The 24,116-nt window shown below is 74.0% G+C and carries 22 protein-coding genes and 1 pseudogene; 10 read left to right on the top strand and 13 right to left on the bottom strand.

Annotation, left to right across the window (positions count from 1 at the left end):
- Positions 1-18 precede the first annotated feature (18 nt).
- Positions 19-477: a nucleoside deaminase gene (locus tag ACVW19_RS19460; protein ID WP_457460619.1), complete on the bottom strand. Its 459-nt coding sequence runs from the start codon at positions 475-477 to the stop codon at positions 19-21.
- Positions 478-655: 178 nt separating this feature from the next.
- Entirely contained in the window at positions 656-1,201 is a 546-nt protein-coding gene (locus tag ACVW19_RS19455; protein WP_457460618.1) for a GNAT family N-acetyltransferase, read from the bottom strand.
- 587 nt (positions 1,202-1,788) lie between these two features.
- Between ACVW19_RS19455 and ACVW19_RS19450 the strand changes: the two genes are divergently transcribed.
- Positions 1,789-2,253, top strand: a complete 465-nt coding sequence (locus ACVW19_RS19450; RefSeq protein WP_457460617.1) for a hypothetical protein — start codon at positions 1,789-1,791, stop codon at positions 2,251-2,253.
- Entirely contained in the window at positions 2,250-2,567 is a 318-nt protein-coding gene (locus tag ACVW19_RS19445) for a winged helix-turn-helix domain-containing protein (protein ID WP_457460616.1), read from the top strand. The genes ACVW19_RS19450 and ACVW19_RS19445 overlap by 4 nt, the downstream gene beginning before the upstream one ends.
- Before the next feature lie 265 nt (positions 2,568-2,832).
- Here the strand turns inward: ACVW19_RS19445 and ACVW19_RS19440 are convergent, their stop codons facing one another.
- Together ACVW19_RS19440 and ACVW19_RS19435 are read right to left on the bottom strand one after the other, a co-directional pair.
- The gene (locus tag ACVW19_RS19440; protein ID WP_457460615.1) at positions 2,833-3,996 is read right to left on the bottom strand and encodes an MFS transporter; all 1,164 of its coding nucleotides are present in this window, start codon (positions 3,994-3,996) and stop codon (positions 2,833-2,835) included.
- Positions 3,997-4,136: 140 nt separating this feature from the next.
- Positions 4,137-4,520, bottom strand: a pseudogene (locus ACVW19_RS19435) (DUF302 domain-containing protein); the annotation flags it as partial.
- Between the two features lie 142 nt (positions 4,521-4,662).
- On the opposite strand from ACVW19_RS19435, the gene ACVW19_RS19430 reads away from it, so the two are divergent.
- The 3 genes from ACVW19_RS19430 to ACVW19_RS19420 all read left to right on the top strand — a co-directional run bounded on the left by ACVW19_RS19430 (position 4,663) and on the right by ACVW19_RS19420 (position 8,453).
- On the top strand, positions 4,663-5,634 hold the full coding sequence (locus ACVW19_RS19430) for a ferritin family protein (RefSeq protein WP_457460614.1): 972 nt from the start codon (positions 4,663-4,665) through the stop codon (positions 5,632-5,634).
- A 190-nt stretch (positions 5,635-5,824) separates the two neighbouring features.
- On the top strand, positions 5,825-5,971 hold the full coding sequence (locus ACVW19_RS19425; protein WP_457460613.1) for a hypothetical protein: 147 nt from the start codon (positions 5,825-5,827) through the stop codon (positions 5,969-5,971).
- A gap of 151 nt (positions 5,972-6,122) precedes the next feature.
- Positions 6,123-8,453 carry a heavy metal translocating P-type ATPase gene (locus ACVW19_RS19420; RefSeq protein ID WP_457460612.1) on the top strand — a complete coding sequence of 777 codons (2,331 nt, stop codon included), beginning with the start codon at positions 6,123-6,125 and terminating at the stop codon, positions 8,451-8,453.
- Between the two features lie 94 nt (positions 8,454-8,547).
- Here ACVW19_RS19420 and ACVW19_RS19415 read toward each other — a convergent pair whose 3' ends face one another.
- Positions 8,548-9,186: a sigma-70 family RNA polymerase sigma factor gene (locus tag ACVW19_RS19415; protein ID WP_457460611.1), complete on the bottom strand. Its 639-nt coding sequence runs from the start codon at positions 9,184-9,186 to the stop codon at positions 8,548-8,550.
- Between the two features lie 234 nt (positions 9,187-9,420).
- On the bottom strand, positions 9,421-10,161 hold the full coding sequence (locus ACVW19_RS19410) for a hypothetical protein (RefSeq protein ID WP_457460610.1): 741 nt from the start codon (positions 10,159-10,161) through the stop codon (positions 9,421-9,423).
- Positions 10,162-10,423: 262 nt separating this feature from the next.
- Here ACVW19_RS19410 and ACVW19_RS19405 point away from each other — a divergent pair, with 262 nt between their 5' ends.
- Positions 10,424-11,542, top strand: coding sequence for an MFS transporter (locus ACVW19_RS19405; protein ID WP_457464683.1), 1,119 nt, complete (start codon positions 10,424-10,426; stop codon positions 11,540-11,542).
- Positions 11,539-12,540: a sugar ABC transporter permease gene (locus tag ACVW19_RS19400; RefSeq protein ID WP_457460609.1), complete on the top strand. Its 1,002-nt coding sequence runs from the start codon at positions 11,539-11,541 to the stop codon at positions 12,538-12,540. Before ACVW19_RS19405 ends, ACVW19_RS19400 begins: the two co-directional genes overlap by 4 nt.
- On the opposite strand, the gene ACVW19_RS19395 is transcribed toward ACVW19_RS19400, so the two are convergent.
- Entirely contained in the window at positions 12,537-13,724 is a 1,188-nt protein-coding gene (locus ACVW19_RS19395) for an acyl-CoA dehydrogenase family protein (RefSeq protein ID WP_457460608.1), read from the bottom strand. The two genes, ACVW19_RS19400 and ACVW19_RS19395, sit on opposite strands and share 4 nt — an antisense overlap.
- Positions 13,725-13,834: 110 nt before the next feature.
- On the opposite strand from ACVW19_RS19395, the gene ACVW19_RS19390 reads away from it, so the two are divergent.
- Together ACVW19_RS19390 and ACVW19_RS19385 are read left to right on the top strand one after the other, a co-directional pair.
- The gene (locus ACVW19_RS19390) at positions 13,835-15,619 is read left to right on the top strand and encodes a CoA transferase (RefSeq protein ID WP_457460607.1); all 1,785 of its coding nucleotides are present in this window, start codon (positions 13,835-13,837) and stop codon (positions 15,617-15,619) included.
- The gene (locus tag ACVW19_RS19385; RefSeq protein WP_457460606.1) at positions 15,616-17,325 is read left to right on the top strand and encodes a class I adenylate-forming enzyme family protein; all 1,710 of its coding nucleotides are present in this window, start codon (positions 15,616-15,618) and stop codon (positions 17,323-17,325) included. Before ACVW19_RS19390 ends, ACVW19_RS19385 begins: the two co-directional genes overlap by 4 nt.
- 92 nt (positions 17,326-17,417) lie before the next feature.
- Here ACVW19_RS19385 and ACVW19_RS19380 read toward each other — a convergent pair whose 3' ends face one another.
- The 3 genes from ACVW19_RS19380 to ACVW19_RS19370 are packed head-to-tail and all read right to left on the bottom strand — an operon-like array spanning position 17,418 to position 19,710.
- Positions 17,418-18,251 carry a metal ABC transporter solute-binding protein, Zn/Mn family gene (locus ACVW19_RS19380; RefSeq protein ID WP_457460605.1) on the bottom strand — a complete coding sequence of 278 codons (834 nt, stop codon included), beginning with the start codon at positions 18,249-18,251 and terminating at the stop codon, positions 17,418-17,420.
- Positions 18,209-19,078, bottom strand: a complete 870-nt coding sequence (locus tag ACVW19_RS19375) for a metal ABC transporter permease (protein ID WP_457460604.1) — start codon at positions 19,076-19,078, stop codon at positions 18,209-18,211. The genes ACVW19_RS19380 and ACVW19_RS19375 overlap by 43 nt, the downstream gene beginning before the upstream one ends.
- Complete coding sequence (locus ACVW19_RS19370; protein WP_457464681.1) at positions 19,075-19,710, bottom strand: metal ABC transporter ATP-binding protein; 636 nt, start codon at positions 19,708-19,710, stop codon at positions 19,075-19,077. Before ACVW19_RS19370 ends, ACVW19_RS19375 begins: the two co-directional genes overlap by 4 nt.
- 269 nt (positions 19,711-19,979) lie before the next feature.
- Here ACVW19_RS19370 and ACVW19_RS19365 point away from each other — a divergent pair, with 269 nt between their 5' ends.
- Positions 19,980-20,123, top strand: coding sequence for a hypothetical protein (locus ACVW19_RS19365; RefSeq protein WP_457460603.1), 144 nt, complete (start codon positions 19,980-19,982; stop codon positions 20,121-20,123).
- Positions 20,124-20,245: 122 nt separating this feature from the next.
- Here the strand turns inward: ACVW19_RS19365 and ACVW19_RS19360 are convergent, their stop codons facing one another.
- The 3 genes from ACVW19_RS19360 to ACVW19_RS19350 all read right to left on the bottom strand — a co-directional run bounded on the left by ACVW19_RS19360 (position 20,246) and on the right by ACVW19_RS19350 (position 24,039).
- The gene (locus tag ACVW19_RS19360) at positions 20,246-21,514 is read right to left on the bottom strand and encodes an ArgE/DapE family deacylase (RefSeq protein WP_457460602.1); all 1,269 of its coding nucleotides are present in this window, start codon (positions 21,512-21,514) and stop codon (positions 20,246-20,248) included.
- Between the two features lie 143 nt (positions 21,515-21,657).
- Positions 21,658-23,067 carry an ATP-binding protein gene (locus ACVW19_RS19355; protein WP_457464680.1) on the bottom strand — a complete coding sequence of 470 codons (1,410 nt, stop codon included), beginning with the start codon at positions 23,065-23,067 and terminating at the stop codon, positions 21,658-21,660.
- 132 nt (positions 23,068-23,199) lie between these two features.
- Positions 23,200-24,039, bottom strand: coding sequence for a response regulator transcription factor (locus tag ACVW19_RS19350; protein ID WP_457460601.1), 840 nt, complete (start codon positions 24,037-24,039; stop codon positions 23,200-23,202).
- Positions 24,040-24,116: the final 77 nt, after the last annotated feature.

The raw sequence follows: 24,116 nt of genomic DNA, 5'->3' as shown, positions 1-24,116 counted from the left end.
CACGGGAACCGGCCTTCGTCACTTTCCGATGTCCTCGTGCCACAGCCGCGGATGCCGCTCGACGAAGTCCCGCATCATCGCGGCGCACTCCGGATCGTCCAGCAGCACGATCTCCACACCGTGTTCGGCCAGCCAGTCGTGACCGCCGTGGAAGGTGACCGCCTCGCCGATCACCACCCGGGAGATGCCGAACTGCCGGACCAGCCCGGAGCAGTACCAGCAGGGCGACAGGGTCGTCACCATCGTCGTACCGCGGTACGAGCGCTGCCGTCCCGCCGCCCGGAAGGCGGCCGTCTCCGCGTGCACGGACGGATCACCGTCCTGCACCCTGCGGTTGCGGCCCCGGCCGAGCAGGGTCCCGTCGGCGCCGTACAGCGCGGCGCCGACGGGGACACCGCCCTCGGCGAGCCCCGCGCGGGCCTCCGCGAGGGCGGTGGCGAGCCAGGCACGGGCCGTTTCCCGATCGATCGACTCCATGCGGCCAGTCTCCCGCGCACCCGCCCGGTTCCCACGGACGGCTCCGACGATGGAACGGCGGCCTCCGTCGGAACCGCCAACGCCTCACGGGGCGAACGTCGCCTGATGCGGCACTGACCTGGCGGTCACCTGCGAAAGGGGGCGGGATGAATGGCGGTCCGCTGACCCCGAGCCGGCCTCACCACGACACGGGTTGCGTATCCGTCGCCAGGCGGGCATGGAGTTCCACGTCGTAGCGGACACCGTCGTATTCGAGCTTCTGTCGCTGCCGTCCTTCCACCGCGAAGCCGGCGGCGCGAGCCACTCCGCACGAGGCGGGATTGTTCACCCGGTGCCCGAGCTCCAGCCGGAAGAGTTCCGCGTCGTCGAAAGCCCAGCGGGCCACAGCACGGCAGGCGCGGGAAGCCGTGCCTCTGCCACGAGCCGTCGCCGTCGTCCAGCAGGACACCCATCCAGTGGCATGACGCCGGTCCACCGGGCCGACACACACCTGGCCGAGAACGAGGCCGCCGCCATCGACGACGGCGAAGGAATAGGCGGAGTCCGCGGCCCACTGGTCACCACGAGCCGTTGTCCACCGCTCGGCAGCCTGGACGGAATCAACCGGCTCACCGGCCTGGCCACGCATGAGCGGATCCGCGAACGCGGTCATCACCGCCCGGGCGTCCTCGGCCCGCCGTCTCCGCAGCACCAGGCCGGAGGAGGCATCCACACGATCGCGCACGACGCGAGTCCTCCTCAGCAGGCATCGCCTGTCACGTCGGTTTCCCCAACCGTCCAGGGGCACCAATGGGTCATGTCCCGCCATGTGGTGTGGGGAGCCTCCGCGGTCCCGAGGCTGCGGGGCCGGAGACGGGTGCTGTGCGGAAAACCGTGAGCAGCCGGCGGGCATGTGTCACTCAAGCGCTCAAACGAGCGGCATCAGGACAGCGGTGGCCAAAGTGCTCACGGCTTCGGGAGGGTGTGCCACCCCCGGGGCATGGACGGGCGTCCCGGCATCGCCCACGGCGAGGCCGCCGCCTCACCGGGCGGTCACGGAAAACCACCCGCACGAGCGGCTGACCGCCCTCGGCAGGGCCCGATACGCCGTCACTCGATCTCCCGCCCGCCGGGCAGCGCGACCGACCCCGACCCGCGACACCACCTTCAGATCCCTTGCACCACCCGCAGGGACACCATCCGGGTCACTCGGCGCGACAGCGCCACAGAGGTTGAGCAGAACCCGAGAAATGACGTCGCCCCCTCGACCCTTGACTTTCCTGATCGGAAAGTGGGACTCTCGCTTTCCCACTAGGAAAGTGAGGTGTCGCCGTGGACGACATCGCTCCGGAGCAGGCTCGCACCGCCCTCGACGCAGCTGACCGTGCTCGACGCCAGGTGGCCGAGGAAGTCGGCTTGCCCCGCGGCTACTGGTGGGCGATGGCGGCCGGCTGGCTCCTGTTGGGCGTGCTCAGCAGCGTGGTGTCGCCGTGGCTGGCCGGGATCGCGACCGCGGGCTTCGGCATGGGGCACGCAGTGCTCGCGTCACGTCTGCTCGACGGACGCCGGCGCACGGATCGGCTGCAGGTGAGCGCGGCGGTCGCCGGCCGCTGCATCCCACTGGTTGTGGTCGGCATGCTGCTCGGGCTCATCGGGGTCACCGTCCTCGCGGCGCTCGCGCTCGACGCCGACGGCGCCGACCATGCCGGCATCTGGGCGGCGGTGCTGGTCGCGGTCGTTGTCGGATTCGGTGGACCGGAAATCCTGCGCGTTCTGCGTCGTTGGGTGCGGGCATGACGAAAGCGCATTTCGACGAGCTGATCCATCCCAGCACCCGCCTGTCGCTGGTGGCGACACTGGCAGCGGTCGACTGGGCCGAGTTCGCCTTCCTCAAGGACCGGTTGGGACTGTCCGACTCGGCGCTGTCCAAGCAGCTCACGACGCTCGAGGAAGCCGGGTACGTCGCCACGGAACGCCGTCTCAGCGGCAGCCGCCGGAAGGTACGTGCCCGGCTCACCAGCGCCGGCCGGGATGCCTTCGACGGCCACATCGCGGCACTGCGGGCAATCGTCGCCGGCGCCGCAACTCCGTCCGAAAGCCCTCCAGCGTGAAGACGTCTTCGCCCGCTCATCAGAGCCGGCCCCGATCGGCTGTTCTGCCCTCCGGGGCACGTGCCCCGGAGGGCACCTCCAGGACGCATGAACCTGGGAAACGGCGTTGATCCGTGAGAACTACCGAGAGGAGTTTCCGCAGTTCAACGCACGTTTCACCGAGAAACCCCAGTTCAGCACCCCGCCCCTCCCATTCGTGGGGTGGGCGGGTCTTTCGGGTCCCGCTCTCTCCAGCGCCGGAAGAAGCCGTCAGGCCGTCAGACCGTCAGGTGCCCTGCGGGGAGGGAGCGGAGGCGGTGGCTTTGCCGAAGGCGCGCATGGCGAGGGCGCCGGCGAGGGGTCCGGGCGCGAGAAGGAGGAAGGCGTGCTGCCAGCCGATGGCCTCGGCCAGGAGCGGGGTGAGCTGGATGCTGATGACGGTGAGGGCGAACCCGATCGCGGTCTGGCCGGTGAGCGCCGTCCCGACGTAGCGGTGGTCGGCGACCTCGCTCAGCGATGTCGAGAACACCCCTGAGTCCGCGATCACGGCAGCACCCCACAGTGTGCAGAAGGCGAACAGAAGCAGCGGCGGAGCGCGGAAGAAGAGGGGGGAGACCAGGCAGCACAGGCCGCTGAGGAGAAGCGCTGCCAGGGCGGCGGGAGAGCGGCCGAAGCGGTCCGCGCCCCAGCCGCCGAGCAGGCAACCGACCGCCCCGCCGATTCCCATGGTGAGGAACACCGTGACCTCCACCGAGCCAGGGAGTCCTCTCTCGGCGGAGGCCGCCAGCAGGAAGGACGGGATCCAGGTCCACAGGGCGTAGAGCTCCCACATGTGTCCGAAGTAGCCGAGATTGGCCAGGCGCGGCCCCCGTTCGGTGAACACGGTCAGCGCGTACCGGGGGTTGCGGGCGGGCGTGGTCGGCGCCGCGTGGGGGCCGAGCCGGATGAGGACCAGTGAGATGACCGAGCCCAGGAACCCGGTTGCCGCTGCGGCGAGCAGAACACCGCGCCAGGGCAGTGAGCCCACGCCGGCCATGAGATGGGGAAGAGTGGAGCCGAGGGTGAGGGCGGCGATGAGGACGCCCATGGTCCTGCCCCGTCCGGCGCTGCCGGACCAGGAGGCCATGAGCTTCATGCCGGTGGGATAGACCCCGGCCAGGAACATCCCGGTCATGAATCGCAGCGGGACGGCGACGGCCGGCCGGTCGGCGAACAGGGCCAGCACCACGGTGCAGGCGGCGGCTGCCGCGGCACTGGCGGCGAGCAGGCGCTGGGGCGGGACTCGGTCCGCCAGGTTCATGGCGGTCGAGGCCACGGCCCCGGCGACGAAGCCGAACTGCACGGAGGCCGTCAGCCATACCGCGCCGCCGGCTGTGAGCCCCCAGTCGTTCCGCAGGCTGGGCACCACCGCCGACATGGAGAACCACACGGCGAGACCGAGCACTTGCACGGCAGCGATCGCTCCGCGTTGCACACCGACGTTCACAGCTGCCCCCCGGACCGAGGTCTTGTTCCTCTGCTCTCGCGTGCCACGGCCGAAGGCCGACCCTGACCACCCCGAGACCGCGAGCCCGGTTCGCCCTCCGCTCCCGCCGTCGACAGGGCGGCGAGGGCGGCGTCCAGCAGGCGCCGGGCTTCTCCGGCGACGGGTTCGAGGGCGGGCAGGCCGGTGAGGGTGACCATGGTGGCGGGATCGAGGGCCTGGACGAGCGTGGTGTCGCCGTCGCGGCGGACGACGACGTTGCACGGCAGCAGCAGGCCGACGGAGCGGTCGACCTCCAGCGCCCGGTGGGCGAGGGGCGGGTTGCAGGCGCCGAGGATCAGGTGGTCCTCCATGTCGTGGCCCGGCTTGGTCTTGAGGATGGCGGTGACGTCGATCTCGCTCAGGATGCCGAAGCCCTGGTCGGCGAGGGCCTGTGCCGGAGCGGGTCGTCGGACCTGCGCCCGGGGGTCTCCGGGGTGTCGCGCTGTCACGCCCGTGGGGCGTGTCGCGCGCCGAGTCCCGGACACGCTCCGTAAGTCACCCGAAGGGGCTACCCCAAAGGGGCGGCGCAGTACGAGTGCGGGTCGTATGAGGCAGGGGCTGTCACCCGAGAAACCTCCGAAGGAGGAGATCGTGTCCCACCACCCGATACGTACGCTCGTAGTGGGTCTGTGCGCGCTGGCCGCCACCGCCGCGCCGGCGGCGCCGGCCCTGGCGCTGGCCATCCCGACCGGAGGGCAACCGACACCGCACACCGCCGACCGGGCCCTGCAGGCGCAGACCATCGCCGACCTGACCACCACCATGCGGGGCGAGGCGTATGCCCACGCCGTCTACGGCCTCTTCGCCGCCGAGGCCGACCGCCAGGGCCTCCCGGCCGTCGCCCGGCTCTTCCGCACCACGGCGCAGACCGAGCTGAACGAGCACCTGCACGAGGCGGCCACCCTCCTCGGCGTGGTCGGCGGCAACGCCGCCAACCTGCGCCGGGCCATCAACGGCGAGACCTACGAGCACGAGGTCATGTACCGCCGCTTCGCCGACCAGGCCCGGCAGGACGGGGACCTCGAGGCCGCGAAGCTCTTCAGCGAGATCGCCACGGACGAGGGCCGCCACCGCGACGCCTTCCGCACGGCCCTGGCGGCCGTGACCACCGGCCACGGCACCGTCCCGGCACCGCCGAAGGCCGACGTGGTGCCGGTGCCCGCCGGGCCGCCGAAGGTCAAGGCCGCCCGCACCAAGGCCAACCTGGACACCGCCCTGCACGGCGAGGCGCTCGCCCACGCCAAGTACATGCTCTTCGCCGTCCACGCCCGGCAGACCGGCAACGCCGCGCTGGCCCGCCTGTGGGAGGGCACGGCCGAGGTCGAAATGCGGGAGCACTTCGCCGGCGAGGCGGTGCTGGCCGGTCTGGTGCGCAGCACCAAGGAGAACCTGGGCATGGCCATCACCGGTGAGCGCCACGAGGCGACCATGGTGTACCCGGGGTTCGCCGAGCGGGCCACCGCCGTCGGTGACACCGCCGCCGCCCGCTTCTTCCGCGACACCGCCGCGGACGAGGCCCGGCACGGCGCCGCCTTCCAGAAGGCGCTCGACCAGCTGGGCTGACCGCTCCACACCCAGGGGACCACGGTCCGCCCGGCCGGTCACGGCATCACCCCCGACGTCAGGGGGAGGGCACGCCCCGGGCGGCGTTGCCGGGGGACGAACGGCCCCTGCCCGCCCGACCACGTCGCAAGCTGGAGGACAGGAGAAGCCGGCGCAGCCTGCGCCACCGTCCGGGAGGCAGGTAACGCTCATGAGCGGGCAGGCCACAGGCCCGTCGGAGGACACCCGGGTGCTGGCCGTGGAGGACGACCGCGGCATCGCGGAGTCCCTGGTGCGCGGGCTGCGGCAGGCCGGATACCCGGTCGAGGGCGTCCGCGCCGACCGGGACCGGCCATGACCAGCACGCGTGTACACCCTGTCCGGCCCTGGAACAGGGCCGGACGTCCCTTGCCGCCCCCTCCCGGTGGCGCGGTGTGATGAATGGTGATGGATGCTGATGAAGGGGACCGGCCCCCACGCTCGCCTCGCCGGACGGACCGAGGTACGCCATGACCCACCGCAGGTTCACCGCACGGCTGCGTCGCCCGACCGCGGCCGTCGTGTCGCCACGGCTCGAACCCGTCCTCCTGGCCGTCACCGCGGTGGCTCTGACCGCCGGCGGTATCGCCTGGCTCACCGGCGCCGGCGGCCTGGCCGACCTCCTCTGGGGGCTGGGCACTTTCTCCGCCGTCGTCCCCGCGGTGGCGTGGGTGCTCGCCGCCCTGCGGCGCGGGCACGCGGGTGTGGACCTCATCGCCGTACTCGCGCTCGGCGGCACCCTGGCCGTCGGCGAGTACCTGGCCGGTGCCCTGATCGCGCTGATGCTCGCCACCGGCCGCACCCTGGAGGCGGCGGCCCAGCGGCGCGCCTCCCACGATCTGCGTGCCCTGCTGGAGCACGCGCCGCGTAGTGCGCGCCGCCGCACCGGCGCCGGGGTGGCCACGGTGCCGCTGGCCGAGGTCGCCGTCGGCGATCTCCTCGTCGTCGGTCCGGGCGAGGTGGTTCCCGTCGACGGCCGGGTGGAGAGCGCCGCCGCCGTTCTCGACGAATCGGTGCTCACCGGTGAGCCCCTCCAGGTCGAGCGGGCCCGGGACGAGTCGGTGCGCAGCGGTGTGGTCAACGCCGGGGGCGCGTTCGAGCTGCGCGCCACGGCCACCGAACAGGACAGCACGTACGCCGGGATCGTGCGGCTGGCGCGGCAGGCCGGTGCCGAGTCCGCGCCCGTCGTGCGGCTGGCGGACCGCTATGCCGCCCGGTTCCTGCCCCTGTCGCTCGCGGTGGCGGGTCTGGCCTGGCTGATCAGCGGCTCCGCGGTGCGCGCGGTCGCCGTCCTGGTGGTCGCCACTCCCTGCCCGCTGCTGCTGGCCGCCCCGGTGGCCATCGTCTCCGGCCTCTCCCGCGCCTCCCGCCTCGGCGTCGTCATCCGCGACGGCGGCGCGCTGGAGAACCTCGGCCGGGCCCGCACCCTTGTGCTGGACAAGACCGGCACCCTCACCGGGGGACGTCCCCGCGTCGTCGACGTCGTCGCCGCTCCCGACGCCCAACCCGCCGAGGTCCTCCGCCTGGCGGCCTCGCTCGACCAGTACTCGCCGCACGTCCTGGCCCGGGCCATCGTCGATGCCGCCCGGGAACGCGGACTGGCTCTGTCGGTCCCCTCCGACGTCACCGAGGAACCGGGCCGGGGCGCCACCGGGACCGTGGACGGGCACCGGATCTTCGTCGGCCGTACGAACACCGCGGACGCGCGGCCGGCCTGGACCGGGGCGGTCGACAACCGTGCCCTCCTCGACGGCGCGGCCGTCGCCTGGCTCACCGTCGACGGACGCCTGGCCGGCGCCGTCCTGCTGCGTGACCCCATCCGCCACGACGCGCCGCGCACTCTGCGCCATCTCCGCACGGCAGGCATCGAACGACTGCTGATGCTCACCGGCGACCGCGCCGCACCCGCCCGTGAAGTCGCCGCCGTCCTCGGCCTCGACGACGTACGCGCCGAACTGAGTCCGGCCGACAAGGTCGCCGCCGTGCGCGCCGAACGCGAGCGCGCCGTCACCGTCATGGTCGGCGACGGAGTCAACGACGCCCCCGCCCTCGCCGCCGCCGACATCGGTGTCGCCATGGGCGCCCGCGGCTCCACCGCCTCCTCCGAGGCCGCCGACATCGTCCTGACCACCGATCGCGTCGACCGCCTGGCCGACGCCGTCACCATCGCCCAGCGCGCCCGGCGCATCGCCGTCCAAAGCGCCCTCGGCGGCATGCTGCTGTCCCTGGCCGCCATGGCCGCGGCCGCCGCCGGCCTTCTCCCGCCCGCCGCCGGCGCTCTGCTCCAGGAGGGCATCGACGTCGCCGTCATCGTCAACGCTCTGCGCGCCCTGCGTGTGGGCCAGGCCGCACGACCGGCCCTCACCCCCGCCGCCGAAGCCCTCGTCCACCGCTTCGCCGCCGAACACGACGACCTCCAGGACGTCCTCGAATCCGTACGCGATGCCGCCGACCGCCTCTCCGACAGCCCCGGCTCCGAGGCCCTGGCGGCCGTCGAGGAGACCCACCGGCTGCTGACCGAACGGCTGCTGCCGCACGAGTACGCCGAGGAGCACGAGCTCTACCCCGCCCTCGCGCCGGCGCTCGGCGGCCCCGAGGCGACCGCCACCATGAGCCGCGCCCACACCGAGATCGAACGCCTGTCCCGCCGCGTCGCCACCCACGTGCAACTGGCTCACGCGGGCGGCGGTCTCTCCCCCGAACAACTGGACGACCTGCGCTCGTGCCTCTACGGCCTGAACACCGTGCTGCGCCTCCACTTCACCCAGGAAGAAGAGAACTACTTCTCCCTCGCCCCGTGAACGACGGCCCTCCTTGCACCGTCGTTCACGGGGCGGGGCGCCGGCCGGGCCCGACGTCCGTCAACGTCCGCACTCCGTGCCGGGGCTTCCTTCGTCAGGCAGCCGCGCCCAGCGGTTCGGCTCGGTCGGCGTCGTGCAGGGACCGGATCAGTGCGGAGCGGGCCCGTGCGACGCGGGAACGGACCGTACCGACCGGGCAGTCGCTGAGCTCGGCCGCCTCCGCGTAAGGCAGGCCGAGGAGTTGGGTGAGGACGAACGCCTCGCGGCGTTCCGCGGGCAGCGCGTCCAGCAGTTCGGTGAGCGCGATGCCGTCGTCGAAGCCCGGCAGTCCTCGCTCCTGAGCGCACTCGGCGACGGTCTGCCAGTCGTCGGTGTCGAGGAGACGGGGGCGGGCGGACGCGTGCCGGTAGCTGTCGATCACCGCGCGCCGGGCGATGGACAGCAGCCAGGTCCGGGCGGAGGAACGCCCCTCGAAACGGTGCAGGCTGCCGAGGGCCCGCAGGAAGGTGTCCTGGGCGAGGTCGTCCGCGGCCTGGGGGTCGGCGCTGAGGTAGGTGACGAAGTGGCGGACGTCCCGGTGCAGGGCTCGGACGAAGTTCTCCACGGCCTCCGGGTCGCCACCGCGGGCGGCGAGTGCCCAGGTCGTGGTCGACTCGTCGAGGGCCGTCCTCTCGTCACGTGTTCTCGCGGGGTGCGGCGTCGTGTCGGATGCGACAAACGATGCGACAGACATGGCGGGACTGGTCACCTGATGTCCTTCTCGGGAGCCCGGAGGTCCGGCATGCGGGAACCCGGCGAGCGGAGCGGAGATCCGGCATGCGGACCGGGCCGCGCACGGCGCGCGGCGGATCCGGTGGTGTCGTGGGGGTGGCGGACCTACGCACGGCACACAGGGCGGCGTACGTCCGTTGCCCGAGCCGCCGTCCGGGCGCTGGGCGCCCGGGGCGGTGTCGGGGAACCGGCTGTCTCAGACGACAGCGGTCCCCGCCGGCGGGCCCCGAGGAGTGATCGCGTACACGAGGAACAGCCGGTGCGGCCGGTGGGCCATGCGGCTGTGGCGGGTGGTGACGCGCGGGCGACGCGGTGGTACGGCGGGAGCGAGCGGCAGCCGCAGCGGGGCGGCCAGCCATCCGGCGACGGCCCGCAGGATGCGGAAGGCCGCGCGTTCGCCGTACGCGAGCCACAGGCCGCTCAGGAGCGCGGCCAGCAGGTGGGCGGCGAGCATGCCCGCGGAGGACATGGACATCCCGTCCATGGTGTGGCCCACCATGTGGCCCGTCCCCACCATGGAGTCCATCGCGTCCATGGGGCCCATCGGCTCCGCGACGGAGCCTCCATGGGCTGCGTGAACCGCATGGGCCGTATGGGCTGCATGGACCGTATGGGCCGTATGGGCCGTATGGCCCATCGGGTGCGCGCCGTCGGTCGGGCCGCCCGTGACGGACGGTGTCGCGAGCTCCTGCGCGTACGAGAACCACAGGTGGAGTGCCGCCTGCGCGGCCGTCACGACGGAGGAGACGAGGGTCAGCCCGCGCTCCCGGCCGGCCAGGCACCACGCCGCGCCGCCGGTCACCGCCGTTCCGGCGGCGAGGGACCACCACGGCACTCCGGTGCCCGACATCAGGACGTGCCCCAGGGCGGCGAGCAGCACGCAGACGGCCGCGAACACCGCGGCCCGTGTCGTGCGGAAGCACCACCCGGCGGTCATGGCGGCTCATCCTCGCATTCCGGCCTCGCTGTCATGAGGGGGTACGGAAACTTCCCCGGCCCGGCACTCAGTACTCTCCCGGTGATTCACGTCACACCAACTAGCGGGAACTGGCGAGGAGTTGATCCCGACTGCTGTCTTTGGAGGTGCGTCTGTGACAACGGATCGGGCGGGGCGGGCCGGACGGGGCGGGACCAGTTGGGGGGTCGACGGGGCGGCGGATTCCGCGACGGGGGCCCTGACCACGTTGCTGACGTGTGCCATGGCCTTCTCGATGATGCAGTTGTTCCTGCTCGGGGCGCTCGGCCCGCGGCTCGTGGCGGACCTGGACGTCTCGCTGACCGTACTGGGGCTGACGACCACCGTCGGTTTCGCGACGGCGGCCGTGCTCTCCCCCGTCGGCGGCCGGGTGGTGGACCGGGTGGGACCGCGCCGGAGTCTGGTGGCGCTGCTGGCCGTGGCCGCGGTGGCCCTGGCGCTGATCGGTTCGGCCCCGGGGGCCGGGTTCCTGCTGGCGGCCGTCGCGCTCGGCGGCCTGCCGCAGGCGCTGGCCAACCCCGCCACGAACAAGGCGATCCTCACCGTCGTGCCGCCCGCCCGGCGCGGCTCGGTGACCGGGATGAAGCAGTCGGGCGTGCAGTGGGGCGCCTTCGCGGCCGGGCTGCCGCTCGCGGCGCTGGCCGGCCCCGCCGGGTGGCGGGGCGCCGTCTGGACCGCCGCGGGGGCCGCGCTGGTGGCGGCCGTGTGGGCGGCGCGCGCGTTGCCCGCCGATCCGCCGGCGAAGTCCACGCCGACGGTCTGGGTGCCGCGCGGCATGATCGCGTGGCTGACGGTGTTCTCCCTGCTGCTCGGCTGCGGCATCGCCTCGGTCAACACCTACCTGGCCTTGTACGGCACCCAGCGGCTGGGACTCGGTCCGACCGCGGCGGGCACGCTGGTGGCGGTGCTGGGGGTCGCCGGGATCGTGGGACGGGTGGGATGGTCGAAGTTCGCCGGGCGACCCGGCCGGGCGGTCTGGCTGCCGGGCTCACTGGCCGTGGGCTCGGTGGCGGCGGCGCTGCTGTTGGCCGCTTCGTCGTCCGCCCGTCCGCTCGTGTGGGTGGCGGCCACGGCCGCCGGTGTCTTCGCCGTGGCGGCCAACGCGGTGTCGATGGTGCTCGTGCTGCAACGCGCCGCACCGGGCCGGGCGGGCCAGGACTCGGCGTTGGTCTCGGCGGGCTTCTTCGCCGGGTTCGCGGTCGGGCCACCGCTGTTCGGGGTGCTGGCGCAGGCCGGCCGGTACGGCGACGGGTGGCTGCTCGTGGCGGCCGAGTTCGCGGGGGCCGGGGCGGTGGCGTTGCTGTGGGCGGTGCGGGAGCGCCGGGCGGGTGTGCCGTCATGAGGGTGCCTGCGGGGACGCCCCCGGTGCCCGCCTGGGCCGCTCCGGCGCTGGACTCCCTCCTGGCCAGGGTGGCCGGCACCCGTGCCGAGGTCGGCGACCGGTTCCCCCTCTGCGCGGACCCGGACACGGGCGTCTGGAGGACGACCGCGCGCGGCTCCTGGACCGGCGGCTTCTGGGCGGGACTGCTGTGGCTGCGCGCCCGGCGCACCGGCGACGCCGCCGACCGTGCGACCGCGAGGGCGTGCACGGCACGCCTGGCCGACTGGGCCGGGGCGGACACCGCCACCCGTGGCCTGATCCTCTGGTACGGCACCCTCCTCGCCGACGACGACCTGGGCCTCGGGGACCGGGGCGCGCGGGCCTGCCTGGACGCCTTCGACCCGGAACTGGGCCTCGTGCCGTGGGGGTCGGCGTTCGGCGGGCCCCGGCTGCGGGCCCGCGTGGACGGCGTGCCCGGCATGGTGGCGTTGCTGGCCGTCTCGGACCCGGAGGCGGCCCGGTCCCATCTGCGTCGGCACCTCGAACTGTGCCTGGGGAAAAGGCCGTTCCACTGGTCGTGGCGGCACACCCCGGGCGCCGGCTGGCTCGCCTGCGCCGATCCGCCGCCGGGCTGGAGCCGGGGTCCGGCGTGGCTGCTGCTCGCGCTCGCCGAGGCCGCGCGCCTGCCGGGCGGCGACGAATTCGCCGGACACGTGGCCTCGTTGGTGCCGGAACACCTCGTGCCGCCCGCCGACACCGCTCGCCCCGACGGCCCTCGTGACACCTCTGCCGCCGCCGTCACCGCGTCGGCACTGCTCCTGCTGGGCCACCGGGACCGGGCCGTCGCCGTCCTCGAAGAACTCGTCGACAGGCATCTGACCGCCGACGGGCGCCTCCTGGACGGCTGTTACGACCTGGCGGCCGGAACAGCCGTCCGGCACGAGCTGATCTGGGGCACCTTCTTCCTGGCGTACACCCTCGCGGAGCTCATCGGCCAACCGGCCGCCGGCACCGGTTAGGGCCGCCTGCCGTCCGTGCGCAGCACGCGGCGCGCCACCGATGTGATGTGCAGTTCGTCGGGGCCGTCGAGGATGCGGGCCGCGCGGCCGGTGCGGAAGAGGGCGGGCAGGGCGGTGTCCGGGCCGAGGCCCGCCGCACCGTGGACCTGGATCGCCGCGTCGGTCACCTGCTGGAGCGTGCGCGCGGCCGCGACCTTGGCGAGGCCCACCTCCACATGGGCGTCGCCGCCCGCGTCCAGCCGGGCCACGGCCTCGTGGACGAGCGGCCGGGTGGTCCGCAGGGCGAGCAGCGACTCGAAGACGTGCCGCTGGACGAGTTGCAGGTCGCCGAGCGGGCCGCGGGAACGGGTGCGGGCGGCGGCCCGGTCCCGCATGAGCTCGAAGGCACGGCCCGCCTGGCCGAGCCAGCGCAGGCTGCGCAGGGTGCGGCCGAGCTGGAGGCGTTCGGCGGCGACGGCGAGGGCCTTCCCGCGTTCGCCGATCAGATGGCCGGCGTCCACCGCGACGCCGTCGAGTTCGATCTCCGCCTGCCCTGCCGCACCGAGCACGGGCAGCTCGCGGACCACCCGGAAGCCGGGGGCGGCGGTGGGGACCAGCAGCAGGGACAGGCCGTCCCGGTCCGGAGCCTCGCCGTCCGTGCGGACGAGGACCGTGACGAGGTCGGCGTCGGCGGCCCCGCTGACGAACCACTTGCGCCCGGTCAGCCGCCAGCCTCCGTCCTCGCTCTCGTGGGCGCTCGCGGAGGTGAGGAAGGGGTCGGTGCCGGGGACGTCCTGCTCGGTCATCGCGTAACAGGCCCGCAACTCCCCGGCGACCAGCGGTGCGAGGTACCGCTCCTGGACGCGCGCGCTGCCGTGCCGCCACAGCATGAGCGCGTCCAGCAGCGAGGCCGAGCCGAGCGCCGCCGGACCGTGGTCACTGGCCCCCTCGGCCTCCGCGACATGGGCGTACAAATGCAACGGCAGTCCCCGGCCGCCCAGTTCGGCCGGGAGGGGCAGCGCCCACAGCCCTTCGGCCCTCGCCTCCCGGCGCAGCCGGCGCAGCGCCGCCGCCGCGTCCGGGCCGCCGCCGTCCAGGACGGGTTCGCAGGGCACGACCCGCGTACGGACGAAGTCCGCCGCCCGATCTCTCAACTCCCTTATTTCAGACGGGCATTGCGGATCTCCGAACGTCACGTCCAGCACTTCTCCCCCACTCCTTCGGGAACTCCGGCTCCCACCGGTCCGACTGCTTCTTCGTGGAACTGGTCGGGGTCGACCGCCCCCGGGTTCCCGCGCGTCAGGAAAGGAGAGGCATGGCATCACCAGCCACACCGGCCATCGCGCAAACGGTCCGGCCCCTCGACGGGCTGCGTCTGGAAGCCTCGGGCCCCCCGGGACCGGCGGACGGACTCGTCGCGGAGCACCTGCGGCTGCTCGGTGCGGAGGGGGACGGAAGGACCGGCGCCCGTATCACGCTCGACGGACCGGGGTTCGCCCCGATCACCGCCCACACCGTGTGGGGCGGCCGGGGCGGCGTCGACGAGGCGACCGTGCAGGCCGCCACCGGCATCATGGCCGTGCACGGCCGCCGTGACGGGGCACCGCGCGGACTGGCCGCCGACTACGCCGCCACCGCCGCGGGCGTCCTGACCGTGCAGGCCCTGCTGGCCGGGCTCCTCGCCCGGGCTCGCGGCGGACAGGTGACGAGCGCCGAGGTCAGCGCGGAACGGGCGGGCCTGCTCGCCGTCTCGCAGTACCTCGCCGCAGCCGGAGCGGAGGAGGCCGAGGCCGCCGAACTCACGTCGGGCGGACCGCCGTTCACCTCCGCCGACGGGATCGTCTTCGAACTGGAGACGCTCGACCCGGGCGCCTGGGCCGCGTTCTGGCGTGCGCTCGACGCTCCGAAGGAAGCGGTACGGCGTGGCTGGCTGCCCTTCCAGTTCCGGTACGCCACCGCCTGCGCGCCCTTTCCGCGGGCGCTGCACGACTGTGCCCGCTCCCACGGCTGGGACGGCATCCGGGAGGCGGCCCGTTCCTCCGGTGCCGAGGTGTGCCCACTGCGCTCGCTCGCCGAGCGGGCCGCCGAGTACGACGGGGCCCCGCCGTGGACGCTGACCGCGCACGGCGCGCCGCACTCCGGCATGGACAAAGCGGCCTCCGGCCCGGCGTCGCACCCCGGCGCCCCGCTGGCCGGGCTGACCGTCCTGGAGGCGGGCCGCCGGATCCAGGCGCCGCTCACCGCGCATCTGCTGGGCCTGCTCGGCGCGGAGGTCGTGCGGATCGAGCCGCCGGGCGGCGATCCGCTGCGCGGTATGCCGCCCGCCTGCTCGGGCGTCTCGGCGCGCTGGCTCGCACTCAACCGGGGCAAGAAGGCCGTCGAGGTGGACATCAAGTCCGCGGCGGACCGCGAGCGGCTGCGCGCGATGGCGGCGGACGCCGACGTCTTCCTGCACAACTGGGCGCCGGGGAAGGCCGCCGAACTCGGCCTGGACCACGAGCACCTGTCCGCGGCCAACCCCGCACTCGTCTACGCGTACACCAGCGGCTGGGGTGACCGGCTGCCCGCGGCACCGATGGGCACCGACTTCATGGTGCAGGCCCGCACCGGGGTCGGCGAGGCGGTACGGCCCGCCGACGAGCCGCCCGCACCGTCCCTGATGACGCTGCTCGACGTCCTCGGCGGGCTCCTCGGCGCCGAGGCCGTCCTCGCGGGGCTGCTGCTGCGGCAGCGGACCGGGGCCGGTGTGCGGGTGGACTCGTCCCTGCTCGGGGCCGCCGACGTGCTCACCGCGCCCGCCCGGGCCCGCGCCGCGCGGGGTCTCGACCCCCGCCGTCCGGCGGGGTTCCGCCGGCCGCTGTCCACGGCCGACGGCTGGATCGCCCTCCCCGACCATGCGGCGCACCCGCACGACGTGCGTCACCTGTCCACGGCACAGGCGCTGGAGCGGCTGCGCGGGCACGGCCTGCCCGCCGTCCCGGTCGTCACCGACCTCGCCGACCTGCTCCCCTCCGGCATCCCCTCCGGCATCTCCACCGGCTCGATCAGCCGCGACGCCCACGGCGCTCCCGCCGTCCCCGCCCCCTGGAGGTTCGCATGACCGTCGCCCTGCACGACCTGCTGCCCGCCACGCTGCGCCGTGCCTGGGCCGTCGAGGGCACCTGCCCCGACCTGGACCTCTACAGCCTCTACCGGTCCCGCCTGATCGCCGACCCGCACCGCACGGCGATCCTCGACGCCGAGGGGAAACTCTGTTACACCGCGCTGGACCGCAAGGCGCGCCGTCTGGCCGCCGGGCTCACCGGCCTCGGCATACGCGCCGGTGACGTCGTCGGCGTCCAGTTGCCCAGCGGTCGCGACGCGGTCATCGCGGACCTGGCGCTGGCCGCCCTGGGTGCGGTCGCGCTGCCCTTCCCGGTCGGGCGCGGACGGCGGGAGGCGGCCTCGCTGCTGCGCAGATCGGAGGCGGTCGCGGTGATCGCCGCGGTCGAGCACCGGGGCAGCCACCACGCGGCCGACCTGCTGGCGTCGGCCGGTGAGCTGCCCGCGCTGCGCACGGTGATCGCCACGGGGGCCCTCCGGGCCGAAGGGAGCTCCAAGGCAGCCGGGACCGCCCCCGAAGGAGCCGTCCCCCTCGCGGAACTGCTGCGCACCGACCCGAAGACGTTCGTGCCGGCCCGCCCCGATCCCGACATCGCCGCCCGCATCCTGGTGTCCTCCGGCTCCGAGGCCGAACCGAAGATGGTGGCCTACTCGCACAACGCGCTGGCCGGCGGCCGGGGCAACTTCCTCGGCTCCCTCATGCCGGACGGGCGCCCGCCGCGCTGCCTGTTCCTCGTACCGCTGGCCTCGGCCTTCGGCAGCAACGGGACCGCCGTCACGCTCGCCCGGCACGGCGGAACCCTGGTCCTGCTCGACCACTTCACCCCCGAGGCCGCGCTGGAGGCGCTCGCCGAGCACGAGCCGACCCATGTCCTGGGCGTTCCGACCATGATCCGGATGATGCTGGACCGCATCGCGGAGGGCGCTTTCCGGAAGTTCGTACCGCCCACCGCCGTGGTCGTCGGTGGGTCACCGCTGGACGAGGCCACCGCGGCCGAGGCCCGCCGGGCCTTCGGCTGCCCGGTGGTGAACCTCTACGGTTCCGCCGACGGCGTCAACTGCCACACGGGGCTGGCCGTCGAGTCCCCGGACGGTGACGGGCGGCCGGGCATCGCCGCGGGGCACCCCGATCCACGGGTCACCGACATACGGATCGCCGTCCCCGGCACCCGCGAGCTGGAGGAGGTGCGCGGGGGCACGGTCGGCAAGATCGTCGCCCGCGGCCCGATGACCCCGCTGTGCTACGTCGCCGCGCCCGACCTCGACACCCGCTACCGCACGCCGGACGGCTGGGTCCGCACCGGGGACCTCGGGCTCATCGACGAGGACGGCACGCTCCAGGTCGTCGGGCGGCTCAAGGACGTGGTGATCCGGGGCGGGGTGAACATCAGCCCCGCCGAGGTGGAGGTCGAGCTGGCCGCGCATCCCGGCGTCCGGGACGTGGTGTGCGTCGGGGTGCCCGACCCGGTGATGGGTGAGCGGCTCGCCGCCTGTGTCGTACCCCGGGACGAGACCGCGCCCATGCTGGAGGATTTGTGCGCCCACCTCGACGCCCGTGGTCTGGAGCGGCGCAAGCACCCCGAACGGGTGCTGGTCCTCGGTGAGTTGCCCCTGACGCCGGCGGGCAAGCCGGACCGGGCGGCGCTGCGGGAACGGTGCACGTCCGAGGCGGAGGAGCAGCGGCCCCTGGCTTCGGCCGGCTGACCCGCCGACGGGCGGAGGGGCCGCCCGGGGACATCCCGGGCGGCCCCTCACCCGGCTCGGGGAACCAAGGGACCAGAAGAGATCAGAAGGGATCAGGAAGAAGCGGACATCGCCTTCTTCACCTCCGCCGCCGCGTTCTTGTACACGGTCAGCAGATCCAGGTCCCGGGCCGGGTAGTTGACGATCCCCACCTGGCGCGCACCCGAGTCGGGCAGCACCTTCCCGGTCGTCATGTGCACGTTGTCGAGGACCAGTTGGGGCTTCTTCTTCGACAGGTCGGACAGCTGCTCGGCCGTCACCGCGTCCGGTCCGTACGTGCCGACCACCTCCGCCCCGGTCAGCTTCGCCGACCAGGCGGAGAAGACCTGGGCGACGACGGTGGGCGCCTTGCCGTCCGGCCACGCGCTCTTGAGGTCCCGCTGCAGCGTGCCGTACTCGGTGTCGAAGGACTTGATCCACTTGGCGGCGGCGTCCTCGGTGCCGAACATCTCACCCAGGCGCGTGACCTCGGCCTTGACCTTGCCCGCGTCGTTGTCGAGGTTCACCTCGACCAGTTCGGCATCGGACCCGGCGGCCTCCTTGAACTTGGCGGCGTACGGCTCGAAGGGCGCGTACAGCACGAAGTCGGCGTCCGTCACGGCCGCGAGGTCGGAGGGCTTCGGGTCGTAGTCGGGCGCGTGCTGCACCGACTCCGGCACGATGACCTCGACGTCCTGCGCGCCGGCGGCCTTGGCGAAGGCGCCCTCCCAGCTCGTCGTGGCGACGACGACCGGGGCCGCGTCCTTCTCGGAGGGCTTCGAGCCGGACGAGGACGACGCAGACGACGGGGACGACGAGTCGCTGCCGCAGCCGGTGGCCGTCAGCAGGAGGGTCGCGCTGAAGGTCAACGCGAGGACGGAAGTGATGCGGACGCGGGTGCGCGCCATGAGCTGATTCTCCGTTCGGGAACGAGATGGACGGCGAGGACGACCGCACCGGCGGTCAGGACGAGCACGGGCCCGGGTGGCCAGTCGAAGCGGAGGGCGACCAGGAACCCGGTCAGGTTCACCACGACACCGATGCCGACGGCCCAGGCGGTGATGGACAGCAGGGAGCGGCCCAGCCGCCGGGCGGCGAGAGCCGGCAGCAGCGTCAGCGCGTCGACGAGCAGGGCGCCGGTGAGCTTGATGGCTCCGGCGACCGACACCGCGACCAGGACCAGCAGCACGAGGGTGAGCCGCTCGACCCGCACGCCCGAGGACAGGGCGAGCTCTCGGTCGTAGAGGAGGAGCGCGATGTCCCTGCGGCGCCACCAGAACAGGGCCGGTACGACGACGGCCAGGGCGGCCAGCAGCCACAGGTCGGCGGTGCCGACCGAGAGGATGGAACCCCACAGCAGCGAGAAGGCGCCCGCCGCGTTGACGCCCGAGACGGCGAGCACCAGCAGGGCCGCCGCGATCGCCAGGCTCATCAGCAGGCCCATGGCGCCGGACAGGCCGTCCGGGGTGCGGGCCAGGGGTGCCACTCCGGCTCCCGCGAGTGCGCACGCCACCAGCGCGCACAGCATCGGGTCGAGTCCGGTCAGCAGGCCGACGGCGATGCCCAGGAGTGCGACGTGCATCATCGCGAACCGCACCGGCATGATGTCGAGTCCGACGATGACGACGCCGATCACCGGCAGCCCGACGGCCGCCACCAGCAGGGCGACGCCGGCCCGTTGGACGGGCACGAGCTGCAGCAACTGGCCGACGTCGGCCGCGGCCAGAACGCTCACCGGACCTCCCGGAGCCGGCCCGCGGCCATCTCCAGCACCCGGTCGCAGCGCTTCGCCAGGGCCCGGTCGTGCGTGACGACCACGACGGTCACCGGCAGGGAGAGCAGGACGTCGGCCGCCTCCTCCTGCCCGGCGAAGTCGAGGGCTGCGGTGGGCTCGTCGGCGAGCAGGACGCCCGCGCCGGCGGTCACGCAGCCGACCGCCCGTGCCAGGTACATGCGCTGGAGCTGGCCGCCGGACAGCGTGTGCAGGGGCCGGTCGGCGAGATGTCCGACCCCGAGCCTGCCCGCCGCCTCCACCGCCTCGGCGCGGGCCCCGCCGCTGGCCAGCAACTCACGGCCCAGCAGCGGGAACCGGCCGGTAGCGGGCTTCTGCGGGATCCACGCGCACGAGCGGCGCCGCCACGCCCACTCGGCCGCGTTCCTGGTGTCCCGGCCGCCCACCAGGATCCGGCCGGCGACATGCCGGTGCAGGCCCAGGACGGCCCGCAGCAGCGTGGTCTTCCCCGACCCGTTGGTACCGGTCAGCGCCACCCGCTGCCCGGGCGCTATCTCCAGGTCGACGTCGCACACGGCCTCGACCCTGCCGTGCCGGCACACGACGTCGGACATCCGGACGTCCAGCCCTTCCATGCCACCTCCCTGCCTTCCCCCAGCAGTCGGACGGGAGAGGCGGTTGGTTCCCGCGCGTCGCGCGGAATCCGGCCGGGGAGCCGTGGTCGTCAGGTCCGTGGTCAGTGCCGTGGTCGTCAGGTCCGTGGTCAGTGCCGTGGTCAGGTCCGTCGTCACCGGTGCGGTGGCGGGCACCGCACGCGTCAGTGTCCGGCCCCGTGCCCGGTCCCGTGTCCGGCCCCGTGCCCGGCCCCGTGTCCGGTCCCGTGGCTGTCTCCACGCCCGTCCCCGTGACCGCCGTCGTGCACACCGCCCGTGCCCCCGCCTCCGTCGCTCCCGCCGGGGTTCCGGTCCGTTTCGTGCGCGCCGCCGTACGCCGCCGGGCGGAAGGCGGCGCCGACGGCGTACGACGTCACGAAGATCAGCACCAGTGACAAGAGGAATCCGCAGAGCGCGGGCAGGGGCGCCAGTTTCCGCATGCCTCAGCAGTCGGCCCGCCGGCGATCGAGTTCCGGGGCGCATCAGTGACGTGCGTCACGTGGCCGCCGCCGCGACCTCACTTGGTGCCCACCGTGCGCAGCACCGTGAGGGCCAGGGTCCGGGCCACCGCCACCGTCTCCCGCAGGGAGACCTGTTCGCGTGGGCTGTGGGCCACCTCGATGTCTCCCGGCCCGAACTGCAGCGTCGGAATGCCCGCACCGGTGTAGTGGCGCAGGTCGCTGCCGTAGGTCGCGCCCCGTCGGCGGGGCGGCGGGGCGCCCGTCGCGTCGGTGTACGCGGCGCCGACGACGTCCGGCAGGGGGTGGTCCTCCGGCAGGCGGCCGCTCGCGAACTGGCCGCCCGGCCAGGTCACCGTCGCCGGGTGGTCGCGCAGCCACGGGTCGGCGGCGCAGGCCTCGGCCACGCACCGTTCCAGGTCGGCCCGCGCCTCGGCCGGGTCCTCGTCCAGGCGTACGCCGAGCCGGCCCTCGGCGACCAGCAGGTCCGGCACGCTGCTCGCCCAGTCCCCGGCGCGCACGGTGCCCACCGACAGGGCGTACGGGATCGGGTACTCGGCGAGCAGCGGGGACGGGTTCCGGTTCCGCTCGGTCTCCAGGGCGGCCAGCGCCCGGTGCAGGGGCAGGTAGGCGTCGACGGCGCTGACTCCCTGCTCCCGCGCACTGCCGTGCGCCGCCCTGCCGGGCACGGCGACACGGAACGTCAGCGCGCCCGCGTTCGCGGTGATCAGGGTGGACCCGGTGGGCTCGGCGATGACGCAGGCGTCGCCCCGGTGTCCGCGCTCCAGGGTGCCGAACGCGCCGATGCCGCCGTCCTCCTCACCGACCACGAAGTGGGCCGCGACCCGGCCGCGCAGCCGTATCCCGGCCGTCCGTATCGCGGCGAGCGCGGCGAGGTGCGCGGCGAGCCCCGCCTTCATGTCGCAGGCGCCGCGTCCGTGCACCACGTCCCCGGTCACACGCGGTACGAACGGGTCGCCGTCCCCCCACGCCTCGGGGTCGCCGGGCGGTACGACGTCGACGTGGCCCTGGAGGATCAGGGTGGGCCCGTCGCCGCCGTCCTGTGTGGTTCCGACCAGGCCCCACGCCTCCTCACGCGGCACCTCCATGCCCGGGAAACCGGGGTGGGCCCGCAGCGCGGGCAGGTCCATGGACCACAGGTCGACCTCCAGCCCCAGCCATTCCAGCCGGCCGGCCAACTGGTGCTGGAGTTCGGACTCGGCGGCGCTCCCGGTCACGCTCGGCGCCGCGATCAGCTCCATCAGGGTCCGCCCCAGGGCCGCCTCGTCGATCGCCGCCAGCGCGGCGGCCTCCTCGTCGGTCAGCACGTTGCCGCTCCTCCCCTCCCGGGAGCGCGTGCGGCGCACCCCCGACCGCATACATGCTCGTCCCCGACCGCCGGTACGCGGCGACGGGGTGGCGATCTCGATCACCCGTCGCCCGTCGCCCGTCACCCGTCGTCCGTCGCCTGTCAGGGGCCCGGTTCCGTGTCGTGGCGCGTCAGGGGAACGCCGCCCACCGTGAAGCCGATCACCGTGCCGCCGCCGGTCCGGCGTACCGCGTACGGTGCGCCCCCGTGGGCCATGGCCACCTCGCGGACGATGGACAGGCCGAGGCCCGAACCGGGCAGGGAGCGGGCGTCGGCGGCGCGGTAGAAGCGGTCGAAGACGTGGATCAGGTCGGCGGCCGCGATACCGGGCCCCCGGTCGCGGACCTCCACCCGCACCGTGCCCGGTCGCGCGGGCCCCGCGACGGTGATGTCGATGGGCGCCGTGCCGTCCCGGTCGAACTTGACCGCGTTCTCGACCAGGTTGGACACCGCCCGCGTGAGCATCCCGGGCCGTCCGTCGGTCGTGGTGTCGCCGCTCGCATGGACGATGATCTTCCGTCCGTTGCGGCGCCGGGCCAGTCCCGCCACGTCCTGGGCGATGTCGGCGAGGTCGACGCGCCGCGGCGGCTCGGTGTCGGACTGACCGGCCGCCAGCTCGACGAGCTCGTTGACCAGGTCGGTCAGCTCACGGGCCTCCTGGGAGAGGTCGGCGACGAGTTCCTCACGGGTGTCCGGCGGGAGTTCGTCGATACGGCGCAGCAGGGAGATGTTGGTCCGCAACGAGGTGAGCGGGGTGCGCAGTTCGTGCCCCGCGTCCTGGACGAGCCGGCGCTGGTCGTCCTCGGACTGGGCGAGCCGGCCCAGCATCCGGTCGAAGGCGCGGCCGAGCCGCCCCACCTCGTCCCGGCCGGCGACGGGCACCTGGATGCCGAGCCTGCGGGTGCGGGCGACGTCCTCGGCGGCGTCGGTGAGGACGACCAGGCGGCGGGTGATGCGTCGGGCCAGCCACCAGCCGAAGAGACCGGCCCCGACCACCACCGCCGCCATCAGGACGAGGGTGCGCTGCTGGAGGGCCCGCAGCAGGTCCTCGGTGTCGCTGAACTCCTGCGCGATCTGGACCGCGCCCCGGCCGTCGCCCAGCGCGACGGTGGCGACGCGGTAGATGTCGTCGCCGACGTCGACGTCCGCGTGCTCGACCACCCGCCCGGCCGTGGCGGCCCCCGCGACCACGCGGTCGGCGTCGACCACCGGCAGCCCCGGGTCGCCCGGGTCGACGATCCGGCCGTCCGGCCCGAGCACCTGGACGTCCGTCCGGGCGGGCCGGACCAGGTCGTGGCCGGGGGCGGCGGAGGAGAAGTCGAGCGGTGACATCCGGTTCGACCTGACCTCGCCGCGCAGGTCCTCCACGACCTCGTCGAACACGCTCTGCTGGTCCACCCGTACGAGTCTCGCGGCGGCGCTGTACGACAGGATGCCGACCAGGACGGTGACCGTGGCCGTCACGGCGGCGAACGCCACCGCGAACCTGGTGCCCAGCGACAGCAGCGGCAGCCGGCACCGCCGGGCCCGCGGCGAGGGCCGGTACGCACGGTCCGGGGCGTGTGCGGCGCGTGAGGCGCTCCGCAAGCCCGAGGTGCCGGAGGTGTCAGGGGTGCTCGAGGTGTCCGGAATGCCCGACGCCACTCAGTCCTCCCGCAGCACGTAACCCACCCCGCGCACCGTGTGGATCAGCTGCGGCGCGCCGGGCTCGTCGAGCTTGCGGCGCAGGTAGCCGACGTAGACGGCGAGGTTCTTGGAGCCGGGGCCGAAGTCGTAGCCCCAGATACGGTCGTAGATGGTGGAGTGGTCGAGGACGATGCCCGCGTTGCGGATCAGCAGCTCCAGCAGTTCGAACTCGGTGCGGGTCAGTTCCAGCTCCCGCTGCCCACGCCAGGCCCGGCGTGCCTGCGGGTCCATGCGCACCCCGGCCGCGGCGATGTGCCGTCCCGGAGCGGCGTTCGGGGTCTCTCCCGGCTCCCCGGGTTCCCGCGTCTCCTCCGGTTCTCCCGCCTCCCGCGTTTTCTGCGTTTCCTGCGTGTCCGGCTGCTCCTGCGACGTCGGCGTCCCGTCGGGCGCGGGGGCCGGCGCGGGCGCGGGGGCTGCCCGGCGGAGCAGGGCTCGCAGCCGGGCGAAGACCTCCTCGACGTCGAACGGCTTGACGACGTAGTCGTCGGCGCCCGCGTCCAGCCCGGCGATCCGGTCGGCGGTCTCCACCAGCGCCGTCAGCATCAGCACGGGGGTGCGGTCGCCCTCGGCGCGCAGCACCCGGCACACCTGGAGCCCGTCGATGCCGGGCATCATCACGTCCAGCAGCAGGACGTCGGGCCGGCTGCGGTGGGCCTGCGCCAGCGCCTCGACGCCGTCGGCGACCGCCGTGACCCGGTAGCCCTCCAGGGTCAGGGCCCGCTCCAGGGCGTTGCGGATGGCGCGGTCGTCTTCGGCGAGCAGCACGGTGTGGGTGCGGGGCGCGGTAGGAGGCACCATGCCAGTGTGCCAAGCACCGCCGCCCGCCGGACGGCGCAGTGGCCGAAGGGGCGCCTTCTCACCTCGCTCTCGCCCCG

Source organism: Streptomyces sp. TE5632 (assembly GCF_054061295.1).
The sequence above is the reverse complement of the archived record's forward strand: the minus strand, read 5'-3'. Positions and strand labels throughout refer to the sequence as shown.

Coding starts and splice junctions, on each gene's coding strand:
- ACVW19_RS19460 (WP_457460619.1), bottom strand. CDS start 477: ATGGAGTCGATCGATCGGGAAACGGCCCGTGCCTGGCTCGCCACCGCC.
- ACVW19_RS19445 (WP_457460616.1), top strand. CDS start 2,250: ATGACGAAAGCGCATTTCGACGAGCTGATCCATCCCAGCACCCGCCTG.
- ACVW19_RS19425 (WP_457460613.1), top strand. CDS start 5,825: ATGAGCGGGCAGGCCACAGGCCCGTCGGAGGACACCCGGGTGCTGGCC.
- ACVW19_RS19420 (WP_457460612.1), top strand. CDS start 6,123: ATGACCCACCGCAGGTTCACCGCACGGCTGCGTCGCCCGACCGCGGCC.
- ACVW19_RS19415 (WP_457460611.1), bottom strand. CDS start 9,186: ATGTCTGTCGCATCGTTTGTCGCATCCGACACGACGCCGCACCCCGCG.
- ACVW19_RS19410 (WP_457460610.1), bottom strand. CDS start 10,161: ATGACCGCCGGGTGGTGCTTCCGCACGACACGGGCCGCGGTGTTCGCG.
- ACVW19_RS19405 (WP_457464683.1), top strand. CDS start 10,424: ATGGCCTTCTCGATGATGCAGTTGTTCCTGCTCGGGGCGCTCGGCCCG.
- ACVW19_RS19400 (WP_457460609.1), top strand. CDS start 11,539: ATGAGGGTGCCTGCGGGGACGCCCCCGGTGCCCGCCTGGGCCGCTCCG.
- ACVW19_RS19390 (WP_457460607.1), top strand. CDS start 13,835: ATGGCATCACCAGCCACACCGGCCATCGCGCAAACGGTCCGGCCCCTC.
- ACVW19_RS19385 (WP_457460606.1), top strand. CDS start 15,616: ATGACCGTCGCCCTGCACGACCTGCTGCCCGCCACGCTGCGCCGTGCC.
- ACVW19_RS19380 (WP_457460605.1), bottom strand. CDS start 18,251: ATGGCGCGCACCCGCGTCCGCATCACTTCCGTCCTCGCGTTGACCTTC.
- ACVW19_RS19370 (WP_457464681.1), bottom strand. CDS start 19,710: ATGGAAGGGCTGGACGTCCGGATGTCCGACGTCGTGTGCCGGCACGGC.
- ACVW19_RS19350 (WP_457460601.1), bottom strand. CDS start 24,039: ATGGTGCCTCCTACCGCGCCCCGCACCCACACCGTGCTGCTCGCCGAA.